The 20,417-nt window shown below is 50.2% G+C and carries 10 protein-coding genes; 9 read left to right on the forward strand and 1 reads right to left on the reverse strand.

Features of this window, described 5'->3' with window-relative positions; genetic code table 11:
- The first annotated feature begins 50 nt into the window (after positions 1-50).
- Positions 51-1,787: a sensor histidine kinase gene (locus tag R70723_RS16315; protein ID WP_039878865.1), complete on the forward strand. Its 1,737-nt coding sequence runs from the start codon at positions 51-53 to the stop codon at positions 1,785-1,787.
- Positions 1,788-1,886: 99 nt separating this feature from the next.
- Positions 1,887-3,506 carry a response regulator transcription factor gene (locus R70723_RS16320; RefSeq protein ID WP_039873462.1) on the forward strand — a complete coding sequence of 540 codons (1,620 nt, stop codon included), beginning with the start codon at positions 1,887-1,889 and terminating at the stop codon, positions 3,504-3,506.
- A gap of 63 nt (positions 3,507-3,569) precedes the next feature.
- Here the strand turns inward: R70723_RS16320 and R70723_RS16325 are convergent, their stop codons facing one another.
- Entirely contained in the window at positions 3,570-4,481 is a 912-nt protein-coding gene (locus tag R70723_RS16325; protein ID WP_047171143.1) for an AraC family transcriptional regulator, read from the reverse strand.
- 233 nt (positions 4,482-4,714) lie between these two features.
- Here R70723_RS16325 and R70723_RS16330 point away from each other — a divergent pair, with 233 nt between their 5' ends.
- The 7 genes from R70723_RS16330 (at position 4,715) to R70723_RS16360 (ending at position 20,326) form a co-directional block, all read left to right on the forward strand.
- Positions 4,715-6,385, forward strand: coding sequence for a glucuronoarabinoxylan endo-1,4-beta-xylanase XynC (locus R70723_RS16330; protein WP_039873465.1), 1,671 nt, complete (start codon positions 4,715-4,717; stop codon positions 6,383-6,385).
- A gap of 206 nt (positions 6,386-6,591) precedes the next feature.
- Positions 6,592-8,148: a response regulator transcription factor gene (locus R70723_RS16335; RefSeq protein ID WP_039873467.1), complete on the forward strand. Its 1,557-nt coding sequence runs from the start codon at positions 6,592-6,594 to the stop codon at positions 8,146-8,148.
- A 12-nt stretch (positions 8,149-8,160) separates the two neighbouring features.
- Positions 8,161-9,882, forward strand: a complete 1,722-nt coding sequence (locus R70723_RS16340) for a sensor histidine kinase (protein WP_039873468.1) — start codon at positions 8,161-8,163, stop codon at positions 9,880-9,882.
- Between the two features lie 140 nt (positions 9,883-10,022).
- On the forward strand, positions 10,023-11,711 hold the full coding sequence (locus tag R70723_RS16345; protein WP_039873470.1) for an ABC transporter substrate-binding protein: 1,689 nt from the start codon (positions 10,023-10,025) through the stop codon (positions 11,709-11,711).
- Positions 11,712-11,805: 94 nt separating this feature from the next.
- Positions 11,806-12,777, forward strand: coding sequence for an ABC transporter permease (locus R70723_RS16350; protein ID WP_039873471.1), 972 nt, complete (start codon positions 11,806-11,808; stop codon positions 12,775-12,777).
- Positions 12,778-12,792: 15 nt separating this feature from the next.
- Complete coding sequence (locus R70723_RS16355) at positions 12,793-13,710, forward strand: carbohydrate ABC transporter permease (protein WP_039873474.1); 918 nt, start codon at positions 12,793-12,795, stop codon at positions 13,708-13,710.
- 247 nt (positions 13,711-13,957) lie between these two features.
- Positions 13,958-20,326 (forward strand): S-layer homology domain-containing protein, encoded by a 6,369-nt coding sequence (locus R70723_RS16360; RefSeq protein WP_039873476.1) that lies wholly within the window; start codon positions 13,958-13,960, stop codon positions 20,324-20,326.
- The last annotated feature ends 91 nt before the right edge of the window (positions 20,327-20,417 follow it).

The following is a 20,417-nucleotide window of genomic DNA, read 5'->3' on the forward strand; positions in this document are numbered from 1 at the left end:
CTGCTTTGCCGTTTATTTTGTCTAGACAATAGCCGGGGGGAGTGAAGGAACTGACTAATCCTTTTAAAAAATATAGAATTGACCGGCTGTTTTTTCATAGCTTTGCCATTGTGCTGATTGCAGTAATCGGGGTTACCGCATGGACAAGCTACAGCAATTCCTCCAAAGCGCTCGTAAAGACAACCTCCCATTACCAGCAGCAGCTGCTGGATGAGCTTAACAATGAAATTACAACCAAGCTGGTCATGATTGAGCAGATTTCCTTGTCCAGCACCCGCGACAGTGAATTAACCAACTTCCTGCTGAACAGGCAGGATGAGTTCGAGAGATACCGGAGGCGTGCCGGGGTGGAGAGTGCACTCGCGAATCTGACCTACGCCATTCCCCTGATCCAGGGGATCGATCTTTACATGGATAACCCCATCTTCAGCGAGCGGCAAAGCTATATTCAATTCCGCAGCTTCAAAGATCTGAATAAGCAGGAGGGGATCAAGTGCCTGGAGAAAAGCGACTTCTGCTGGTCCAGGGAATATAACTTATCTACTTCACAGGGGGACGTTCCGGTACTAAGCTTTTTCCGGAAAATTGTCTATGAAAATGACTACCTCGGTGTTCTGATGGTACATATCAAAGCGGGTGAAATAAGGAAGCTGTTAACCGGCAATTCTGACGGATCTAACCGGATCATGGCTGACAGCGAAGGCCGGGAGATTATGAAGATCGGCGATACGCTGGCCCAGGACGACTGGCCGCGGTGGATTGATCTGAAGAGCAATAACTCAGGTTATGTGCATATACCGGCAAAGGACGGAGCGCGTGATACACTGCTAGTCTATTCCAGGGTAGATAATTCCATCTGGACGCTCATAGAGTTTACTTCCTGGAAGCAGATCACGGCAAGCAGCCTGAAGCTGGCGGAATGGATTGGTCTAATCGGGCTTGGTGCAGTGCTGATGGTCGTGCTGCTGACCCATTTTTTGAGCAGGCAGTTTACGAAGCCGATCAGGAGACTTGTAAATGCGATGCGGGTATACTCCGTAGGCGGCGATAATGTGGAGCTCCCCTCGGACTATGAGAATGAGTTCGGGTATTTATTCTCCGGCTACCGTAAGCAGAATGAGCGGATTGAAGAGCTGTACCTGTCCCTGGAGCGCCGTTATGAGCAGCAGCGCAAAGCTGAAATTGAAGCGCTGCAGGCTAATATTAATCCGCATTTCCTGTACAATATGCTGGACCAGCTTAACTGGATGGCGATTGAGGCCGGCCAGGATGAGTTAAGCCGGATTCTGGAGCTCATGGGCCGGATGTTCCGGATCGGATTGTCGAACGGGGACAGCCTTATCACCATTGCAGATGAACTTATGCATATTAATTGTTATCTTGAAATCCAGCAGCTGCGCTGGGGTGAGGGTCTGGAATACAGCATCGAGGCATCCGCAGACCTTCAGTCTTTATACATTCCCAAGCTTACGCTGCAGCCGTTCGTGGAGAATTCGATCGTCCATGGCTTCAATAAGCAGCGGAGCGGTTTGGTATCCATCGTGATGGAGAAGAGCGGTGATAAGCTGCAGATTCGAATTGAGGATAACGGGTCTGGACTGAAGCAGCCTGAAGAAAAGCCGCAGAACAGGCATACGGGAGGCTATGGCATCCGCAATGTGAGAGAGCGGATCGACGGATATTTTGGAGCAGGCTATGGCATTGTTTTGGAGGAACGTGAAGAAGGCGGAACCAGAGTGCGGATTACACTGCCGCTGCTGACGGAGCATCCAGCCGGCAATGAATGATCGGAGACCGCGCTGGTGTAGCAAGGGACTGCGCTAATTTTTCGTAAGCGCTTCCTTCGGGAAGGTGCTTTCGCTGAAGGAGTTAAGGAGGAAAGGGCAATGTGGAAAATTGCAATCATAGATGATGAGCGGCAGGTACTCAAGGGAATGAAACGCTCAATACCCTGGGATGACCTAGGCGCGGAGTGGGTCGGAGAAGCGATGAACGGAGAGGATGGACTTGAGGTTATACGCCGAACATTGCCGGATATAGTCATTACTGACTTGTATATGCCTGTCATGAACGGGCTGGATATGATGGAGCAGCTAAGGAATGAGGGCTTCCGCGGCAAAATCATTATCTTGAGCGGCTATTCAGATTTTGAACACGCCAGACAGGCCTTGCGGTTTCAGGTGACCGATTATGTATCCAAGCCAATCAGCCTGCCAACCTTAAGATCGATTCTGTCAAATGTCGTACAGGAGCTTGAGGCAGAGGAAGAAAAGCGTATGCGCCAATGGGAGCTCGAATTCAAAATGACGCTGTATGAGCCTTTTGTAGAAAAGGAGTGGGTCCGCTCGGCTGCTGTCGGCACGCTGGATTCCGCATACAGGGACAGCATGCATCTTCCGCCGTCCTACGAGTATTGGCTGAAACGCAGGCATGTCACGGTCGGCATCGAGCTGATCCGGGATGAACGGGCCAAATGTCTCTCTGTCTCGGACTGGAACCTGTTCCGCTTTGCAGTCAGCAATATCGCATGTGAGGTTGCACGCAGGCTGTTCCCGGATCTGGAATATACAGAGCTGCACAGTACAAGGGCCTTATTAATTATTCATCCGGAGGAAGGGCAGCAGGAACAGCTTGAGCACAGGCTGGATGAGCTGGGAGTCAGGCTGACCGACAGTATCAGCACCTATCTCAAGCTTGTCACCCGCATAGGGATCGGGGGAATCAAGGATTCCTGGACAAGGCTATCTGACTCGACGGAGGAGGCCTTCCGGGCCATGGACCAGACTGCCTTACGGTGCGCCCCGGCCCATGAGGTATACAGATACAGGGAGAGCAGCAGCAGCGTGCCGGTAAGGGGCGCCCACTTCCCTGTGAAATTTTCGTATAAGCTGGCAGCAGCAATGAAGGCTTCACAGGAAGCAGAAGCCCATGACCTTGTGCTGGCTTTTATAACGGAAATGAAGAAGCAAGAGGGCATTTCGCAGGGGTACGTTCAGATGCTGGGAAGCGAGCTGTGGGGGATCATAGCCTACTCGCTATATGAATCCGGATTTGTCCTGGATGATCTGTTCACCAATGACCAGATTGCCAAGGAGATCAGCGGCCTTGTTGTACCGGATCAGCTGGCAAGCTGGCTTATGGACAAAATCAGCAAAATCTGCACCAGCAGACAATGGAAGGGAAGCAGCAAGCACCGCCAGATTGTGGATTTTATGACCAGCTATATTCATGAGCATTATGCGGAGGAGCTGACCCTTGCCGAGCTTTCGGATAAGGTATTCATTTCACGGAATCATCTGTCTATCCTGTTTAAGAATATCACCGGGGAGACGTTCAACAATTATTTGACCCGGGTACGCATCGAGAAGGCGCGGGAGCTGCTGATGGAGCGGAACATGCTGGTATATGAAGTGGCGGAGCGGGTCGGCTACAGGAACATCCCCTACTTCAGCACGCTGTTCAAAAAGATTACCGGCATGAATCCGACAGAACTGATAAAAAACTGACTTTATGCTGACAAAGGAAGGATAATTTTTTAGTAATTTAAGAAAGGAGCTAACCCGGCAGGGTCAGCTCCATTTTGTTTTTCTGCCGGCATTTGCAGCTCTTTCGCTCCGGTACCGCTCCGAATGCTTATTGGCCTTGTATTTACCGGGGGAGATGCCTGCTGTCTTCTTGAAGCTGCGGATAAAATTCGCATAATCGCTGAACCCGGATAGCTCACAGGCTTCCGCAACGGATTTACCGGCGGCGAGATGGCTTTTGGCGAGCGATACGCGCTGGTCAATGATATAGGAACGGATCGTAAGTCCGGTATGCTCCCGGAACAGCCGGCTGATATATTTGCTGCTGTAATGAAACTCCTGCTCCAAATGTCCGGATGTAATGTCTTCCGCCAGATGGCTTTTGATATAGGACATCGTATTGCTGACCAGCTCAGGCATGATATCGTCCGGACTATGCGTCGAGGAGCGGTAAAGGGTGTTGATGAATACAAGCAGCTGGGTTGCGTAAGCCTCCGCCAGAACATCCTGTCCATATTCCTCTGAGCTCAGGCAGGAGATCAGCTGTTCAGCTAATCCGGTGTAAAATATCATTTGCTCGTGCGTGAGCCGGGTCAGATTGTTCTGTCCAAAAGTGTGAGTCTCAAAGCAGGAGGCCAGGCTGGTGCGGCGGCTTGATAGCTTTTCCAGTGCTGTTCGTTTGATATTCAATCCGATCCGTTCATACGTTTGGGTATCGAGACAGATACACCGGTGCAGCTCACCCGGGCTGATAATGATTAAATCCCCGGGTACCAGCTTGTAGCAGGATTGTTCAAGATACATCAGGGAATTGCCCCTCAGGAACAGATAAACTTCATAGGCATCATGACGGTGATAAGGCAGCGTTGGATCGATCAGCTCTGTCGTTGACGTATTGTGAAAGCAGAGGAGCTCTTCCTTAATCGGTGAAAATATATGGCCGGTAGCCTGCAGCATCGCATTCAATCCTTTTCTGTAGATCTTTGGGATAAGTGGCATTCGCGCAATAACAAATCGTTTTACTGCAAGGATTATAACTTCAATACCTATTATAATACAGTAAAAGGAAGCGCTTGCAAGTACTGCAAGCAGGTAAGGCAAGCCGGGTGCCTAATGCAGCTGCTTCGACCAGACGGGAGGTGGTCCAGGTTTCATTGATGCAGTGACAAATTCAGTGAGGAGATGGATAAATGATAACCGGTGTAAAAAAATCAATGTGTACCCTCCTGGCAGCTGTAACGGTACTGACGGCAGTACTGGTTCCTGCACCTCCCAAAGCTTCGGCAGCAAGTGATGTCACAGTTAACCTGTCGGCAGAGAAGCAGGTCATCCGCGGTTTTGGGGGAATCAATCTCCCCGCCTGGATTGGAGACCTGACCCCTGCACAAAGAGACACGGCATTCGGCAATGGTGCCAACCAGCTGGGCTTCTCTGTTCTGCGAATTTATGTAGACGAGAACAAAAATAACTGGTACAGGGAAGTAGATACCGCAAAGGCTGCTATTGCCAAAGGAGCGACAGTCTTCGCTTCGCCCTGGAATCCTCCAAGTGACATGACGGAAACCTTTACCCGTAGCGGCGAGTCAGCCAAGCGGCTCAGATATGACAAGTATGCTGCCTATGCGCAGCATCTCAATGATTTTGTTACGTACATGAAGAATAACGGAGTAGACCTCTACGCGATATCTGTGCAGAATGAACCGGATTATGCCCATACCTGGACCTGGTGGACACCTGAAGAAATGCTTAAGTTCATGAAAGAAAATGCCGGGTCCATCAATTGCCGGGTGATCGCTCCCGAATCCTTCTCCTATCTCAAAAATATGTCGGACCCGATTCTGAACGACCCGCAGGCCCTTGCGAATATGGATATTTTGGGTGCTCATACTTATGGCACCTCGTTCAGTAATTTCCCGTACCCGCTGTTTAAGCAAAAAGGGGCAGGGAAGGAGCTATGGATGACGGAAGTGTATTATCCCAACAGTAATAACAGCTCAGCCAACCTTTGGCCTGAGGCACTGGAAGTCGCTTACCATATGCATAATGCAATGGCCGAGGCGGATTTCCAGGCCTATGTGTGGTGGTACATCCGCCGCCAATACGGCCCGATGAATGAGGACGGTACGATCAGCAAGCGCGGGGACAGCATGGCCCAGTTCTCCAAATTCATCCGCCCGGGCTATGTCAGAGTGGACGCAACAAAGAATCCGGATACGAATGTGTACACCTCGGCTTACAAGGGAGACAACAAGGTTGTCATTGTAGCCATTAACAAGGGCACCTCAGCGGTCAATCAAAAATTTGTTCTGCAGAACGGAACAGCTTCAAGCGTATCCCCGTGGGTAACCGATGCGTCCAGAAAGGTTGCTGCAGGAGCTGCAATCAATGTGACCAACAATGCGTTTACAGCCCAGCTTCCTGCCCAGAGTGTAACAACCTTTGTAGCTGCACTGGGAAGCGGCAGCGGCAGCACCGGAACCACATACGAAGCCGAAACAGGCACAACCTTGACTGCTGCAGTAACAGAAACAACCAATTCCGGCTATAACGGCAGCGGATACGTCAATTTTAATGCAGCAGCGGATGCGGCCATCCAGTGGAACAGTATCTACTGCGCTACTGCCAGCAGCAAAAATGTGAAATTCCGTTATGCATTGGAGTCCGGCACGAGAAACCTGGATGTCTATGTAAATGGAACCAAGGTTATCAGCAATCTCGCCTTTACAGCAACCGGAAGCTGGACAACCTGGGGCGAGAAGACAATTCAGGTTGCGATGAATGTTGGAATCAACACCCTCAAGGTGGTCACTACCGGTACTGAAGGACCTAATATAGACAGCATTACCCTCACGCTTAATTAAATGAAATAGCCTCTTCATTGCCTATTTCTGATTGCTGACGATTCCGGCTTGCAGACCCCGCATATATAAGTGCGGCCTGCAAACCGGGATTCTTTTTGCGTAAAAAAAGAAAATACGCAATATTTAGAGGAAAATTTACAAGGATTATCGCGCGGATACTTATTATAATACATTGCATACCTGTTTTTTTCTGAAGGAGGCTAATCATGTTCAAAGTGTTACTGGTAGACGATGAGGTGTTTGTCCGCAAGGGGCTGCTTGCGCTGATCCCATGGGAATCCCTTAAATTCAGCATAGTAGGTGAGGCGGATAATGGAGCGGAAGCAATGGAGCTGATCCAACAGCTTGAGCCTGATCTGGTGATTACAGACATCCGGATGCCCATTCTGGACGGGCTGGAGCTGGTTCGCAGTGTGAAGGAAGCTTTCTTCCCGGATCCGATGTTCATCATCATCAGCGGCTATCACGATTTCAAGTATGCCCAGCAGGCCCTGCGCTATGGTGTGCATGACTACATTCTGAAGCCCATAGACGAAGAGGAGATGAGTGCAACCCTGCGGAAGCTTTCCTATTCGCTCGGAAGGAAGAAGTTCCCTGCACTGACTAACGATGATCTCACAAGCAGTGCAATCCTGGAAGCGCTTGTACAGGGTGATTTCCATGAAGAGGATGCGGACCCTTTTGCTGCTGCACTGGGACTGGAAGGCGAAAGCGGCTTCTTGTATGCGGTTACCGAAATTCATGGTCATTTACAGGACAAGCAGCCTACCCTGAAGCAGCTTCAGAGCGTGATTCAATCCCTTGAACGTATAGACACCCGTGTCCCTGTACATGAGCAGCAGCCGGGAAGATTTGGAATGCTGCTGTGTACAAGCCGTATTCAAGGCGGCGAGACCGGTCTTATGCTGCATTTGGAGCAGCTTCGGGCAGGGCTGGCGGAGCAGCTGAATATTAGCCTCAGCCTCTATGCCGGTAATCCTGTGGATACCCTGACTGCTGTGAATCTTTCTTTTAAGGAGGCGAACGAAGCGGCAAGGCACAAATATGCCGAGACCTCCGGAGTCATTATGTATTCTGCGGTTAAAGAGAAGTCTTTGTACGTTTTCGATATGAGTCCGGCTTTGACCAACAGGCTTATTACGCAACTGGAAGAGGGAAGTATGGACGATTATCTGGATACTGTAAACAGTATGTTCCGGCAGTTTCAGGAGCAGCGCTTCACTTCACAGGCCGTTACAGGCTCCCTGTCCAGGTGTATGACCGGAATCCTTAGTGTTATTAAGGACATGGATGGCAGCGAGGATGAGATTTTACGGCTGAAGGAGCTTGCTGAACGGGACATTGAGCTCTGGAGCCTGCAGATGCTAAAGGACCATTTTATACTGGCGGTGCAGGAAGCGGCGGATTACATCGGCCGGCTCCGCAAAGCGCATAGCCTGAGCGGTATTAAACCTATCAAACAGTATATCGATACCCATTACACTGAAAATATCAGTCTCAAGAGTATCGCTGCTGAGTTTTATATGAATGCCGTATATCTGGGGCGGCTGTTCCGCAAAACCTACGGTGTCTATTTCAACGATTATCTGCTGGAGCTCCGGGTCGGGGAAGCCAAAAAGCTGCTCCGCCAGAGCGATTTGAGAATTTATGAAATTGCCGGTAAAGTCGGCTTTCAGAGCTCCGATTATTTCGTAACCCAATTTGAGAAGCTGGAGCATGTCTCGCCGACTGAATACCGGAACATGCTGATTGAAAAAGAATAGCGGGGCGGTCCTATGAACAAATTCCTGAATGTTATGAAGCTGCGCGACAAGCTGCTGATGATGTACATATTGTCAGTATTCATTCCCATCGTCCTGACGAATGTTGTTTTCTATAACGTCACCACTACGAATATACGGAATCAAAAAATCCGTGACGCAGACATGGCGCTGTCTAACTTGAAAAATGACCTGCAGGTGACCATCGATCAGGGGGTTGGCGTTTCTTACTCTCTGTATGCCGATTCTATACTCAACAAAACCATTTCCCGCCGATTTACAAGTGAGATGGATTATGTGGAAACGTTCAATTCGTATTTAAGAGGAGCGCTTGCAGACCAGAATGTACAAGGGGTTCACTGGTATCAGGTCTATACAGATAATCCCACTGTACTGTCCTCGGGCTATATTGACCGTTTAACAGACAAGGTCCGCCTTACCGACTGGTATATCCAGTCCAAAGCCTTCTCAGCCCCTTATCCGACCTTTATTTATTCCGGACAAAAATTCAGTCTGGTTCAAAAATTAAATAACTACAATACCGGAGGCATCGAACAGCTCGTCAAAATCGATCTTAATATGGAGCATATCCAGCAAATTTTCCGGGGAAGCGGCTTTAACGGCACAGTCTATCTGGTGGACCCCCGGGGGAAAGTGAAGTTTCAGAATAACGGAGCCGGCATAACAGAAGAGCCTCTTTTCAGGGAAATTCCCCTCCCTCAAAATTCACTGACCTTTGAATCTGCCTACACCGGAATTAACTATCTGGAGGGCTGGAGCCTGAAAGGGGTCATGGACGAGGAAAACGTACTCAAGGATGTGCGCAAGTCACGTTATTTTGTCATTTGGCTGGCCTGCATCAACTTTATCCTGCCCACTATCATTATTGCAGCCATGTCGAGATCAATTCATGTGCGGCTGGTACGGATTCTGAAGCATATGAAAAAGGTGAAGGCCCAGAACTTCCAGACCATCCCCTACGAGGAGGCGAGAGACGAAATCGGCCAATTGACAATGGAGTTCAACCGGATGACTGAGACAATCAACAGCCTGATTAATGAGGTCTATATTGCCGATATTCAAAAAAAGGATCTGGAGCTGCGGCAGCAGCAGGCACAGCTTCATGCTTTGTACAGCCAGATTAACCCTCATTTCCTGTTCAACTCGCTGGAATCGGTCCGGATGCGAAGCCTTATTAAAGGGGAGAAGGAGACGGCAAATATCATTCAGCATATGGCGAAAATGTTCCGCAAATCCATCTCCTGGAGCCAGAACGAGGTTACTGTCCGCGAAGAGCTGGAGCTCATCGGCAGCTTTCTGGAGATCCAGCAATACCGCTTCGGCGACAAGCTGGAATACAGCATCGTGGTTGATCCCGCAGCACTTGACCACCGGATTCCGAAGATGGTGCTGCTGCCTTTTGTAGAGAATGCCAGCATTCATGGTATCGAATCGAGTCCGGATAAAGGGATTATTACGATCTCCGTTACGGTAGAAGGAGACCGGCTTATTTTCAGACTGGAGGATAACGGGATTGGAATGCCACCGGATAAGCTGAAGGCAATAGAGTGTTACCTGAAGGACAATGAGGATATGGGCGAGCGGGTCGGAATGAAAAATGCCTATTACCGTTTAAAGCTGTGCTTCCAGGACCGCTTCAAATTTGCAATTCACACCGGGGACGGACAGGGGACAAGCATTGAAATTTCCCTTCCGCTTGCGGAACTGAAATTCTAAAGGACAACGGATAGACGGATATACTTTTCGCAGTACAAGGTATGGTTTAGTGGGTAATCAGGAAAGCGGTTTCTTGTTATATTGAAAGAGCTTACAAGAACAATAAGGATTTGCGAACTTAAAGGGGGATTAAGCCGAAAATGTTAAAGAGCAAATTTGTAACCGCCGGCATGGCACTCGTCCTGGCGGCAGCTTTGGGAGGCTGCAGCGGTAACAGTAATGATTCATCGGGCAGCAACACCGCAGAACCGGGGAATTCAGCGGGCAGCGAAGACACCTCGCCGGTTACCTACAAGTATTTCAGCTTTGGTGCACCCAAGAAACAAGTTTTAGCAAGCGAAACTACAATCGGTAAAGAATTGCAGACCCAGACCGGTGTTGATTGGAACATAGAGTATCTGGTGGGGGACGGCGACACAAAAGCCGGGGTTATGATTGCCAGCGGAGACTACCCTGACATTATCGATTCCAGTAACCAGATGGCCAAATTGATGGATGCGGGAGCCTTCATTCCGCTCGATGATCTGATTGACAAGTATGGCCCCAATATTAAGCGTGTATATGGACCTTACTTCGATAAGTTCAGACAGGAAGACGGTAAAATCTACTTCTTCCCGTACGATGCCAACATCGGTTATGTCTCCGAGCCAAATTTCCAGACAGGATTTTATATTCAGCGCTCAGTCCTGAAGGAGTTCAACTATCCCACAATCAAAACCCTTGACGAATATTTTGATCTGATCAAGCAATACAAGGATAAATATCCGCAGGTGGACGGCCAGGACACGATTGGCTTCGCTACCTTTGCCGGAGAGCAGGGCAGCTTCTTTACACTCCAGAATCCGGCCAACCACCTGGCAGGCTATCCTAATGACGGCAGTACCATTGTGGATATGGAGACGCATGAAGCCAAGCTGGTAGGAGGCTCTGATTATCAGAAGCGGTGGATCAAGAAGCTGAATGAGGCGAACGGCCAGGGCCTGGTCGATCCTGAATCCTTTACGATGAACAGAGACCAGTATTTGGCCAAGCTGACCTCAGGACGCGTGCTCGGTTATTTCAGCTATTCCTGGCAGGTCGGCGACGCAACCAACAACCTGAAGAAGGCCGGCAATGATGACAAGCGTTATGTTGCGCTGCCGATCGTGTTTGACAAAGAAATCAAGGATCAATATATCGATCCTCCCGGCTTTGTAAACAACTATGGCGTAGGCATCACGGTTAATGCCAAGGATCCGGAGCGGATTATCAAATACTTCGACAACCTGCTCAAGGAAGAGAATCAGATTCTGGTTCAGTGGGGCGTTAAGGATCAGTCCTATACTGTAGATGAGAACGGCCGGTTCACCTATGCCAATGATGAACAGCGCCAGATGCACGAGGATCCGGAGAAAAGCACTAAATTCGGCTTCGACTATTTCAACTACAGCTGGCCGCGTTACGGCAATAACTCTGTACTGGAGGACGGCAATGCTTACGGGCCGGGGAACCAGCCTGAGGTAGCATCCTACGGATATACAGAAGGTGACAAGGAGCTGCTTGCAAAATACGGCGTACAAACCTTCAGCGAGCTGTTCAGTGCTCCTGATGCACGCCCGTGGTCGCCGGCCTGGTCCATTGCCCTGGAGCAGGGTTCACCTGAACAGATGTTTATCACCAAGGCGGATGACCTGCAGCGTAAATATCTGCCTACCATGATTTTGGACAATACGGCTAACTTCGATAAGAACTGGGATGAATACATGGGCCAGTTCAACAAGCTGGATAAGAAGACGTATGAGGATTTCATCACCAAAAAAGTCCAGGAGCGGGTTGCGGGCAATTGGTGATATCAGGCTTATAAGGCTGACAGAGGCCAGGGGGTTAGAATGATGTGATTTCAGCCCCCGGCTTTTGCCGGCAAGGAGAAGGGAGAGAGAAGAAGTGGAGAAACCGGTCTATTCTGTAAGCCCGCCGCCTGAATCCAACGGAGCGGGTTTAAATAAAACCCATACTTTTTTTAAACGCCTGATACAGCAGAAGACGCTGGCCTTTATGTGTATACCTTTTGTAATCTGGGCTTTTGTCTTTAAGTATCTCCCGCTGTGGGGCTGGACCATGGCATTTCAGAATTTCAAGCCGGCCAGAAGCTTTTCGGAGCAGGAGTGGGCTGGGTTAAAGCATTTCCGGATTCTGTTCGAGGACAGCACCTTTTACCGGGTGTTAAGAAATACGCTGGTGATGAGCACCATTCAGCTGGTGCTGGGGTTCGTTACCGCGATCACGCTGGCACTGCTGCTGAATGAGCTGAAGAATATTATTTTTAAACGCGTTGTACAGACCGTCAGCTATTTACCCCACTTCATCTCCTGGGTTGTGGCATCCAGCATTGTGCTAACCGTGTTATCGCCGGACGGCATTATTAATCTGCTGCTCACAAAGCTGCATCTTCTGGATAAGCCGGTGCTCTGGATGGGTAAGGGTGAGTATTTCTGGGGAATTCTCGGGGCGACACAGGTCTGGAAGGATGTGGGCTGGAACACCATAATCTATCTGGCAGCCATCACTGCCATAGATCCCTCTCAATATGAGGCGGCTGAAATCGACGGGGCTAACCGCTTTCAGCGGATGATGAGCATAACGCTCCCCGGACTCAAGCCGGTTATCATTATCCTGCTGATTATGAACCTGGGTAATATTCTTGAATCCGGATTTGAGCCGCAATATTTGTTGGGCAACGGGATGAATCTTGATTACTCGGAGAACCTGGATATCTTTGTGCTGAAATATGGTTTGGGTATGGGTAACTTCTCTCTGGGGACGGCAGCAGGCATATTCAAAACCGTCGTCAGCTTCATATTCCTGTTCTCAGCCAACCATATTGCCAAGAGAATGGGTGAAAGCAGATTATTCTAGAAGGAGGTCCATGACATGCAGACAACGAAAAAGGCCCGTTTACGCAATTCCAGTCCCGGAGACCGCGTATTTGACATATGCAACGTAATCTTCATGATCTGTCTGATGGTTGTTACGATGTATCCTTTCATTAATATGATCGCAGTCTCTCTTAATGATGCCAACGACGCCGTCAGGGGCGGTATCTATTTGTGGCCGCGGATGTGGACCTTGAACAATTATAAATATATTTTTGGAGAGTCGGATATTTACCACGCCACCCTGATTTCTTTATTACGCACGGTGATCGGCACAGCGGTATCTGTCTTCTGTACGGCAATGCTCGCGTTCACTGTCAGCCGCCAGGAGTTTGTCCTGCGCAAGTTTGTTACCGTATTTTTTGTATTCACAATGTATTTCAGCGGGGGGCTGATTCCCGGCTATCTGCTGATCCGCAATCTGGGTTTGACGGATTCCTTCTGGGTCTACATTGTTCCGGGGGTTATCGGAGTCTTCAACATGATCGTCGTCAGATCCTTTATTGAAGGCCTGCCTGAAGGCATTCTGGAATCCGCGCGTATTGACGGGGCCGGGGAGTTCACAACCTTTATGCGCGTCGTATTGCCGCTGACTATTCCGGCCATGGCGACAGTATCGCTGTTTACAGCTGTAGGACAATGGAATTCCTGGTTTGATGTATTTTTATATAATTCCTCTAACATCAAGCTAAGTACACTTCAATATGAGCTGATGAAAATTTTACAGACCACCAACACCTCGGCGACAGCAGGCGCGGTGGAGGCCTATCAGTCTGCAGGGAACGCCGTAAGGGTTACTCCTACTTCCCTGCGGGCAACGATGACCATTATCGCCAGTGTTCCTATACTAATGGTCTATCCGTTCCTCCAGAGATATTTTGTCCAGGGGATGACCGTCGGGGGAGTAAAAGGCTAATCAACAATCCTCAAAGTTTAATAATCGAATTGATCCAATGCACCTCTTTGTACTGCGCCGGAATAAACCTATGGTTTTACCGTTGTAAGGCAAGGGGTGTTTTTTTGTGCAAATTTAAAGCATTACAGTGTTATTTTAAAATGATTCGTGCATCGCTCTCATACAAATTCCATTTTTGAATTGATAAGCTATAACCAGGAAAGGCGTTGTAAGCGTATACAGAATAATCTAAGGAGGAACGCGCAGAATGAGGAAAAAAATCTGGAGAAAGACACTTGCGGTTTCAATGGCAGGCGCGCTTGCGCTGTCCGTTATTGTCCCGGTGCCGTTTTCCAACCCGGTTCAGGCTGCTGCGGCAGCTGCAGCTCCGGCTCAGGTAACCGCCGACTGGTACAAGACCTACCAGACGATGGACGGGGTAGGGGCAGCCTATGCGTATACGGATTCTATCCATATGCTGCAGCTGGCCACAGCCGGCCATCAGGATACGGTCAGGCATCTGCTGGATTTGACCTTCAGTGAAAAGGAAGGCACAGGCCATGACATTGTCCGGGTTATTATCGGTGACAACGGCGGTCTAACCACTACAGGAGCCACTGCGGCCAGCCCGGGATTCAACCCTTTAACAGGACTGCTGGCCGATGTCAGCAAGCCCGGCTTCGATGTTGAGGTAAACGCGATTCCGATGCGGGGATCAGCGGGTCAATATGGTTATAAAATCGAAGCGGAGAACCGCTATTATGACGGGAATACCGACAGCGTCTGGCCTGTTGAACCTGAGCATGCTCCCGGTACGCTTGTACCGGTGCAGGATTTCGTCTGGGATTATCCATCGTGGAATGAGCCGATCGGCAATGATGACGGCGGCCCGACCAATCTTTTAAGTGCTCCGGGAGAAGCACCTGTGGTCATAAAGAATTCGCCGCGTACCCGCAAGGAGCTGTTCGATGTGGATCAGGTCTGGACGATGCGGCAGGCCATGCAGTACGGTGTTAAGCAATTCTATGCCTGTACCTGGACTGCACCTTACTGGATGAGCCAGTCTTCGACCAATACCCCAAGTAAAATTATCCGCAACGACACAGCTACCATAAACGGGAAGACGGTAAAAATCTATTATCAGGCCTATGCGGATTATCTCGTTAATTATATCCGCGGCATGTGGGAGCAATGGGGAATTCCCATTACACATATTAACCCCTTTAATGAAGTCGATCTGGCAGGCGGGACCGCCTCCTATGTAACCGAGCTGATCAACGGCTATATTGGCCCTACTCTGAAGAAGTCCATGCAGCCGGGCGGCGCTCTTTACGATATCCAGAATCCTGACGGCAAGCTGATTGACTTTATTCCGCAGCTTGCAGCAGTAGACGGCACCAATCTAGGCGCATCGCTCAGCAGAGGAGGGGAGGTATTCTCCCAGACCGACCCTGATAATGCACTCGACAAAAATCCGTATCTGGATGTATTTACGACTCACTTGTACGGCACGGTCGGCATAGGTACAGACGAGAACAAGCTGTATCATACCGGTGACTTCTCCCAGAATACGCTCGATTATTCAAGAGACGGAAGCAAGTATCCCGAATATTTGACCAAGTATAAGCTCTGGCAGGCCGAGTTCATGAATCAGGATACCGCTGACGGATCGGCAGGCGCCTATACCCAGCGGTACGGCAATCAGAATATTAATGACGCGGTGCGCTGGTCGAATCTCATGACTAATATGTTCAACAGCAATCCGGGCTTTAACGGCTTCGTCTGGTGGAGCATGTGGGATAGCAACGGAGCAGACGGCTCTGACCTGATCCGTTTCGTCACCACCAACTCTCAGCAGGAGCCGGGGCGTATCAGTACATTAACCGGTGAATATCGTCTGTTTAAGCGCTTTTACGGCTACGGGCATTTCTCCCGGTTTATGAATCCCGGCGATGTCCGGTTTGATGTGACGCGTAATCCGGCCGCCGATATCAATATTTCCGGGTTCAAGAACCCGAATACCAACGATTACTCCATCACGGTTTCCAATGCTAAAAACGATGACAGTATTCAGCCGCTTGAATTCAGCCTGAAGGACTTTCCGGCGGGCACCAATAGTGTAACTGTGTTCCGTACTTCAGGAAGCGAAAATATGAAGAAGCTGGCAACCATTCCGGTTACGAACGGCAAGTTCGTCATTGACATCCCGTCCGCCAGCATTGTTACCATCGTTCCGTCCCAAGGGACCTTCGCCACATACAGCGGTCTTGACGGAGAGCGTGATATTTTCTCTACCCTGGAAGCAGAAGTAAATGACAACGGCATACCGGGAGACAGTACGGGAAATGCGGGCAGGGCCAATGAAGCCGTAACACTGGCTGAAGGCCGGTATCTCACCTATAAAAACCTGAATTTTGCCGACGGCTCCGCTAACGGCGGTGTTGTCCGCAGGCATTTGCTGTATCTGACTGCCCAGACGAAATCGGCCCGGGGAGGAAAGCTTGCCGCTTATGTCCTTCCGGTAGGCACAGCAGTGAGCAGTGAAGCTGATGTCCTGTCCAAGGGTACGCGTGTAGCGGAGATCACAGTACCGGCCAACGATATGTACGGTATGTATCAGGATATGGTTGATACGGGGGACCTGAGCGCCTATGGCCATAAGGATCTTTACATTGTTGCCGAACCTAATGGAGCTGACGGTACAATCACCGTAGACCGTTTCCTGTTCGGAGCAAATGATTCCGACTGGAGTATTGCCGCTAATAATTGGACAGTCTCCATTCCGGGTAACCTTCTGCAGAATGGAGACTTCGATACAGCCACCTCCTCCAACACAGAGCATTGGTCTACAGGCCGATACCACAATGGAATCTTTGAGCCGTCTGTGACTGGACCGGCGTTAACGGCAGATACCATCCAGAGCTATTCGGGTCTGTCCCGTTACCTGAAAAACAATGCCACCTCGAAGGTTGCCGGATCCGGGAAAATATCGGACCGCATCGACGCTGCCGGACAGTATGACGGCATGTGGCAGGATGTTACCGGTAAGCTTAGTAAGGGAGAGAGCTATAATTTCAAAGGCTTTTTCCTCTCGATGACGAGCCGGCCGGAGAGCTATGATCTCGCCGCAGAGCATCCCGGTGATGTGGAGGCTGCGCTGGTGTATTATGACCAGAACGGCAATCAGCTGGGCATAAGCGGAATCAATAGCCGTGATATGCCAGAGCCGTATGCAGCCCGTGAGGCTGGTGATCCGGCTTACTGGAGCAACGGTAAATTTACCGGACGCATCCTGGAGGGCGGGCCGCTTACCTTAAGCTCCTTCCAGCCTGTGGACGTTAAGGTCGCAGACTGGCATGAGACGCCAAACCGGCCGTTTACCTACGACGAACCGGCAGGCACTGCCAAGGTAGTGCTGGCGGTATATGCAAAGGATGCCAACATCCTGTATGCAGATCAGCTGTCGCTGACTCCAGAACGGGTAGCGTCATACAGTATCTTTATTGACGGCATTCAGCCATCCAATTTTGATGCAGCCAAATATGAATACACGTATACCTTGTCCGGAAATGCCATACCGGAGGTTAAGGCAGTTTCCAGTGATCCTGCAGAAATCATCAGTATTTCACAGGCAGACAGTGCGCAGGGTACTGCAGTAGTCCGGTTTATAAAAGGGGACAATGTAAAGACATATACAATATCCTTCAGCACAAGCGAGCTGATCTCATTTGCCAATGGCCTTCCGGCAGGCTGGGAAATCATGAATCCTGCGGATCCGCAGAGCGCTTTAAGCTTTAGCGCCGAAGGCGCCACGATTAAGACACTCAAAGGCGATACTGAATATCCGGCCAGCCATAATATGCTGCAGTTTCCGGGTACTGCCGAAGGCAATTGGACGCTGACAGCAAAGCTGATAATGGATAAACCGCTGAATGATTCGTCCATGGGGGAGAATTCCCAGGCAGGACTTGGCATCAGCCGGGTATCGAGCGGAGAATTCTACCGGATCAATGCAAGAAAAGTAAGCGCGAATATTAAAGTCAATAATTCGGGCAAAACAGGCAGCACCTCCTTTACCAACAATACCAATCAGACCAATTTGAGCGGAGTGAACTATTTCCTGCGCATTGTAAAGGAAGGGAATGTCGTTCAGGGGTATTTCTCGACGAATAGCGGCTCCAGCTGGACAGCTATGGGCAGTCCGTCAACGTATACCCCGGAATTCTTTAAGGATGCAAGGGTACAATTGTACGGAACCAATACCAGTGCTTCTACTGATTTTCAGGTAACCTTCACCAATGTGAATCTTCTCAAAACATCCGGAGAAACCGGCGGGGTAAGTGCGGATCAGCTGGCAGTAGAAGAGGCAGCTGCACTGATCGGAAACCGGATTACAGTTCCGGATGCTGCCGGTGATGATGCAGCTGCACTGTTGGCCAAAGCACAGGAATATCTGAACAACCATAAGGAGCTGAAGACACTTGAAGTAAGAGCTGCGCTCACCTACCAGGATGAGGCTTTCTCCCTAACGCTGTCCAAGGGCAGTGCAAGTGTATTGATCAGTCCGTTAACCATTGCGGAGGGTGTGAAAGCTGTAAGGGATTTTGAGGATCAGACGCTTCAGGGCTTCAAGCCCAAAGGCAGCGCAGGCGTAACGCTTTCATCTGTAAAAGAGGCCAACCATACTCCAGGCGGAGCGTATGCCCTGAAGGTAACCGGCAGAACAGCCAGCTCCGACGGCCCGTCCGTTCATGTGAAGGATATGATCAAGACCGGTAATGCGTACAAGGCTGCCGTATGGGTCAAGCTGTTTGAGCCTGCAAGCGCCCAGCTGAAGCTGACCGCACTGGTCAATGCTGCTACACCTTATTACATCAGCCTTTCAACCCGGACTGTAAGTACAACCGGAGATTGGGTCAAGCTGGAAGGCATCTACCGTTACCTGCACGATGATGTCACTCTATATGTAGAAAGCCCTAACAGTGCTACGGCTTCGTACTATATTGACGATTTCAGCTTCGAGGAAACAAGGCCGCCGGCATGGGGTGAGGGAAGCAAGCTTGAAGCTTCTGATCTGACGAGTACTGAAGTCACCTTGTCGTGGCCGGCAGCAACAGATGAAACTGGAGTCACCGGATACCGGATTTATACGGGTGCTGGTTCAGACCCGGTTACTGTGAACGGGGATGAGCTTACTGTATCAGACGCTGTATACCATTATCAGCTTACCGGATTGCTTCCGAATACCCTGTATCCCTTCAAGGTAGAAGCAGGGGATGCAGACGGCAACTGGAGTACGGACGGACCTTCTGTTACAGTAAAAACTCTGCCGACTTCCAATACCACACCGCCGGTATGGCAGGAAGGCAGTACACTTGAAGCCTTCGGCATTACCGATACGGAATTAACATTGACATGGTCGGCAACAGCAACCGACGAAAGCGGAATCTCCGCTTACAGAATTACTAACGGTGTTGACGACAAGCCGTTTACAGTTACAGATGCCGTGTACACGGAAACTGTATCCGGGGCAGTATACCATTATCAGGTCAAGGGCTTAACACCTGATACGAAATATATCTTTACCGTAGAAGCCGGGGATACCGGGGGAAATTGGAGCACCGGCGGACCTTCCGTTTCGGCTGCGACCCTGCCGTCTGCGGATACGATCCCGCCTTCATGGCCTGCAGGCAGCAAGCTTCAAGCCGCCGGGGTAACCACTTCAGGACTTACCCTGACATGGAACAGTGCGGCTGATGATAAAGCGGTCACAGCATACAAGATCTTCAGGGGTGCTGAGGAGATCGCAGCGCTGCCTGGAACGGCACACCGCTACGAGGTGTCCGGTCTTTCAGCAGGTACCGGATATGAATTCTCAGTCCAGGCCGGTGATGCGGCAGGCAACTGGAGCACAGACGGTCCTAGCCATTCTGTGACCACGCTGAGTAACAGCGGAGGGCCATCGGGTCCGGAGCCTACACCAATACCGACACCAACACCAACACCGATACCGGTAACTGGAGCAACTCCGGGCACCGCACCGGGAACAGCAACACCGCCGCCGGCAGCAACGAAGACACCTGCATCATCAAGCGGCTTTCAAGACTTGGATAGTAAGTATAGCTGGGCTACCGAGGCTATAAACGAGTTGTATGCGGAGGGAATCATTAAAGGCACGTCCGATACAACGTTTAGTCCGGGGATTAATATCACAAGAGCGGATTTTGTAGTGCTGCTGGTACGCGCTCTCGGCCTCGAAGCCGAAGCCGGCTCCAATTTCGCAGATGTTAGTCAAGGCACCTACTATTATGAAGCGCTCGGGATTGCCAAGAAGCTGGGAATCATTAATGGAACAGACGGCAACAGCTTTAATCCGAAAGGCGAAATCTCCAGGCAGGATATGATGGTCATTGCAGCCAGAGCGTTGAAAGCAGTGAACAAATTATCCGCCAGCGGCAGTGCCGGGGAGTTGAGCAGCTTCACAGATGGAGCGAAGGTCGCGAAATACGCTGTTGACAGCGTGGCAGCTCTGATTAAGGAAGAGATCGTCCAGGGAGACGGGAAATTCATCAACCCGGCCGGAACAGCCACCAGGGCTGAAGCCGCTGTATTGATCTACCGTATCCTCAAAAAGTAAGCAGTTGAAATACACAGCACAAGAAATCCCCTCACGGCGCTGGCCGGAGGGGATTTCCTGTGTTGCTGATGTTTCAAGCTAATAGAATTCT

This window comes from Paenibacillus sp. FSL R7-0273 (genome assembly GCF_000758625.1).
Taxonomy (GTDB): Bacteria; Bacillota; Bacilli; order Paenibacillales; family Paenibacillaceae; genus Paenibacillus_AQ.

Bases quoted from the DNA above. Each gene is read 5' to 3' on its own strand.
- R70723_RS16330 (WP_039873465.1), top strand. From the start codon at position 4,715: ATGATAACCGGTGTAAAAAAATCAATGTGTACCCTCCTGGCAGCTGTA.
- R70723_RS16355 (WP_039873474.1), top strand. From the start codon at position 12,793: ATGCAGACAACGAAAAAGGCCCGTTTACGCAATTCCAGTCCCGGAGAC.
- R70723_RS16335 (WP_039873467.1), top strand. From the start codon at position 6,592: ATGTTCAAAGTGTTACTGGTAGACGATGAGGTGTTTGTCCGCAAGGGG.
- R70723_RS16360 (WP_039873476.1), top strand. From the start codon at position 13,958: ATGAGGAAAAAAATCTGGAGAAAGACACTTGCGGTTTCAATGGCAGGC.
- R70723_RS16345 (WP_039873470.1), top strand. From the start codon at position 10,023: ATGTTAAAGAGCAAATTTGTAACCGCCGGCATGGCACTCGTCCTGGCG.
- R70723_RS16340 (WP_039873468.1), top strand. From the start codon at position 8,161: ATGAACAAATTCCTGAATGTTATGAAGCTGCGCGACAAGCTGCTGATG.
- R70723_RS16325 (WP_047171143.1), bottom strand. From the start codon at position 4,481: ATGCTGCAGGCTACCGGCCATATATTTTCACCGATTAAGGAAGAGCTC.
- R70723_RS16320 (WP_039873462.1), top strand. From the start codon at position 1,887: ATGTGGAAAATTGCAATCATAGATGATGAGCGGCAGGTACTCAAGGGA.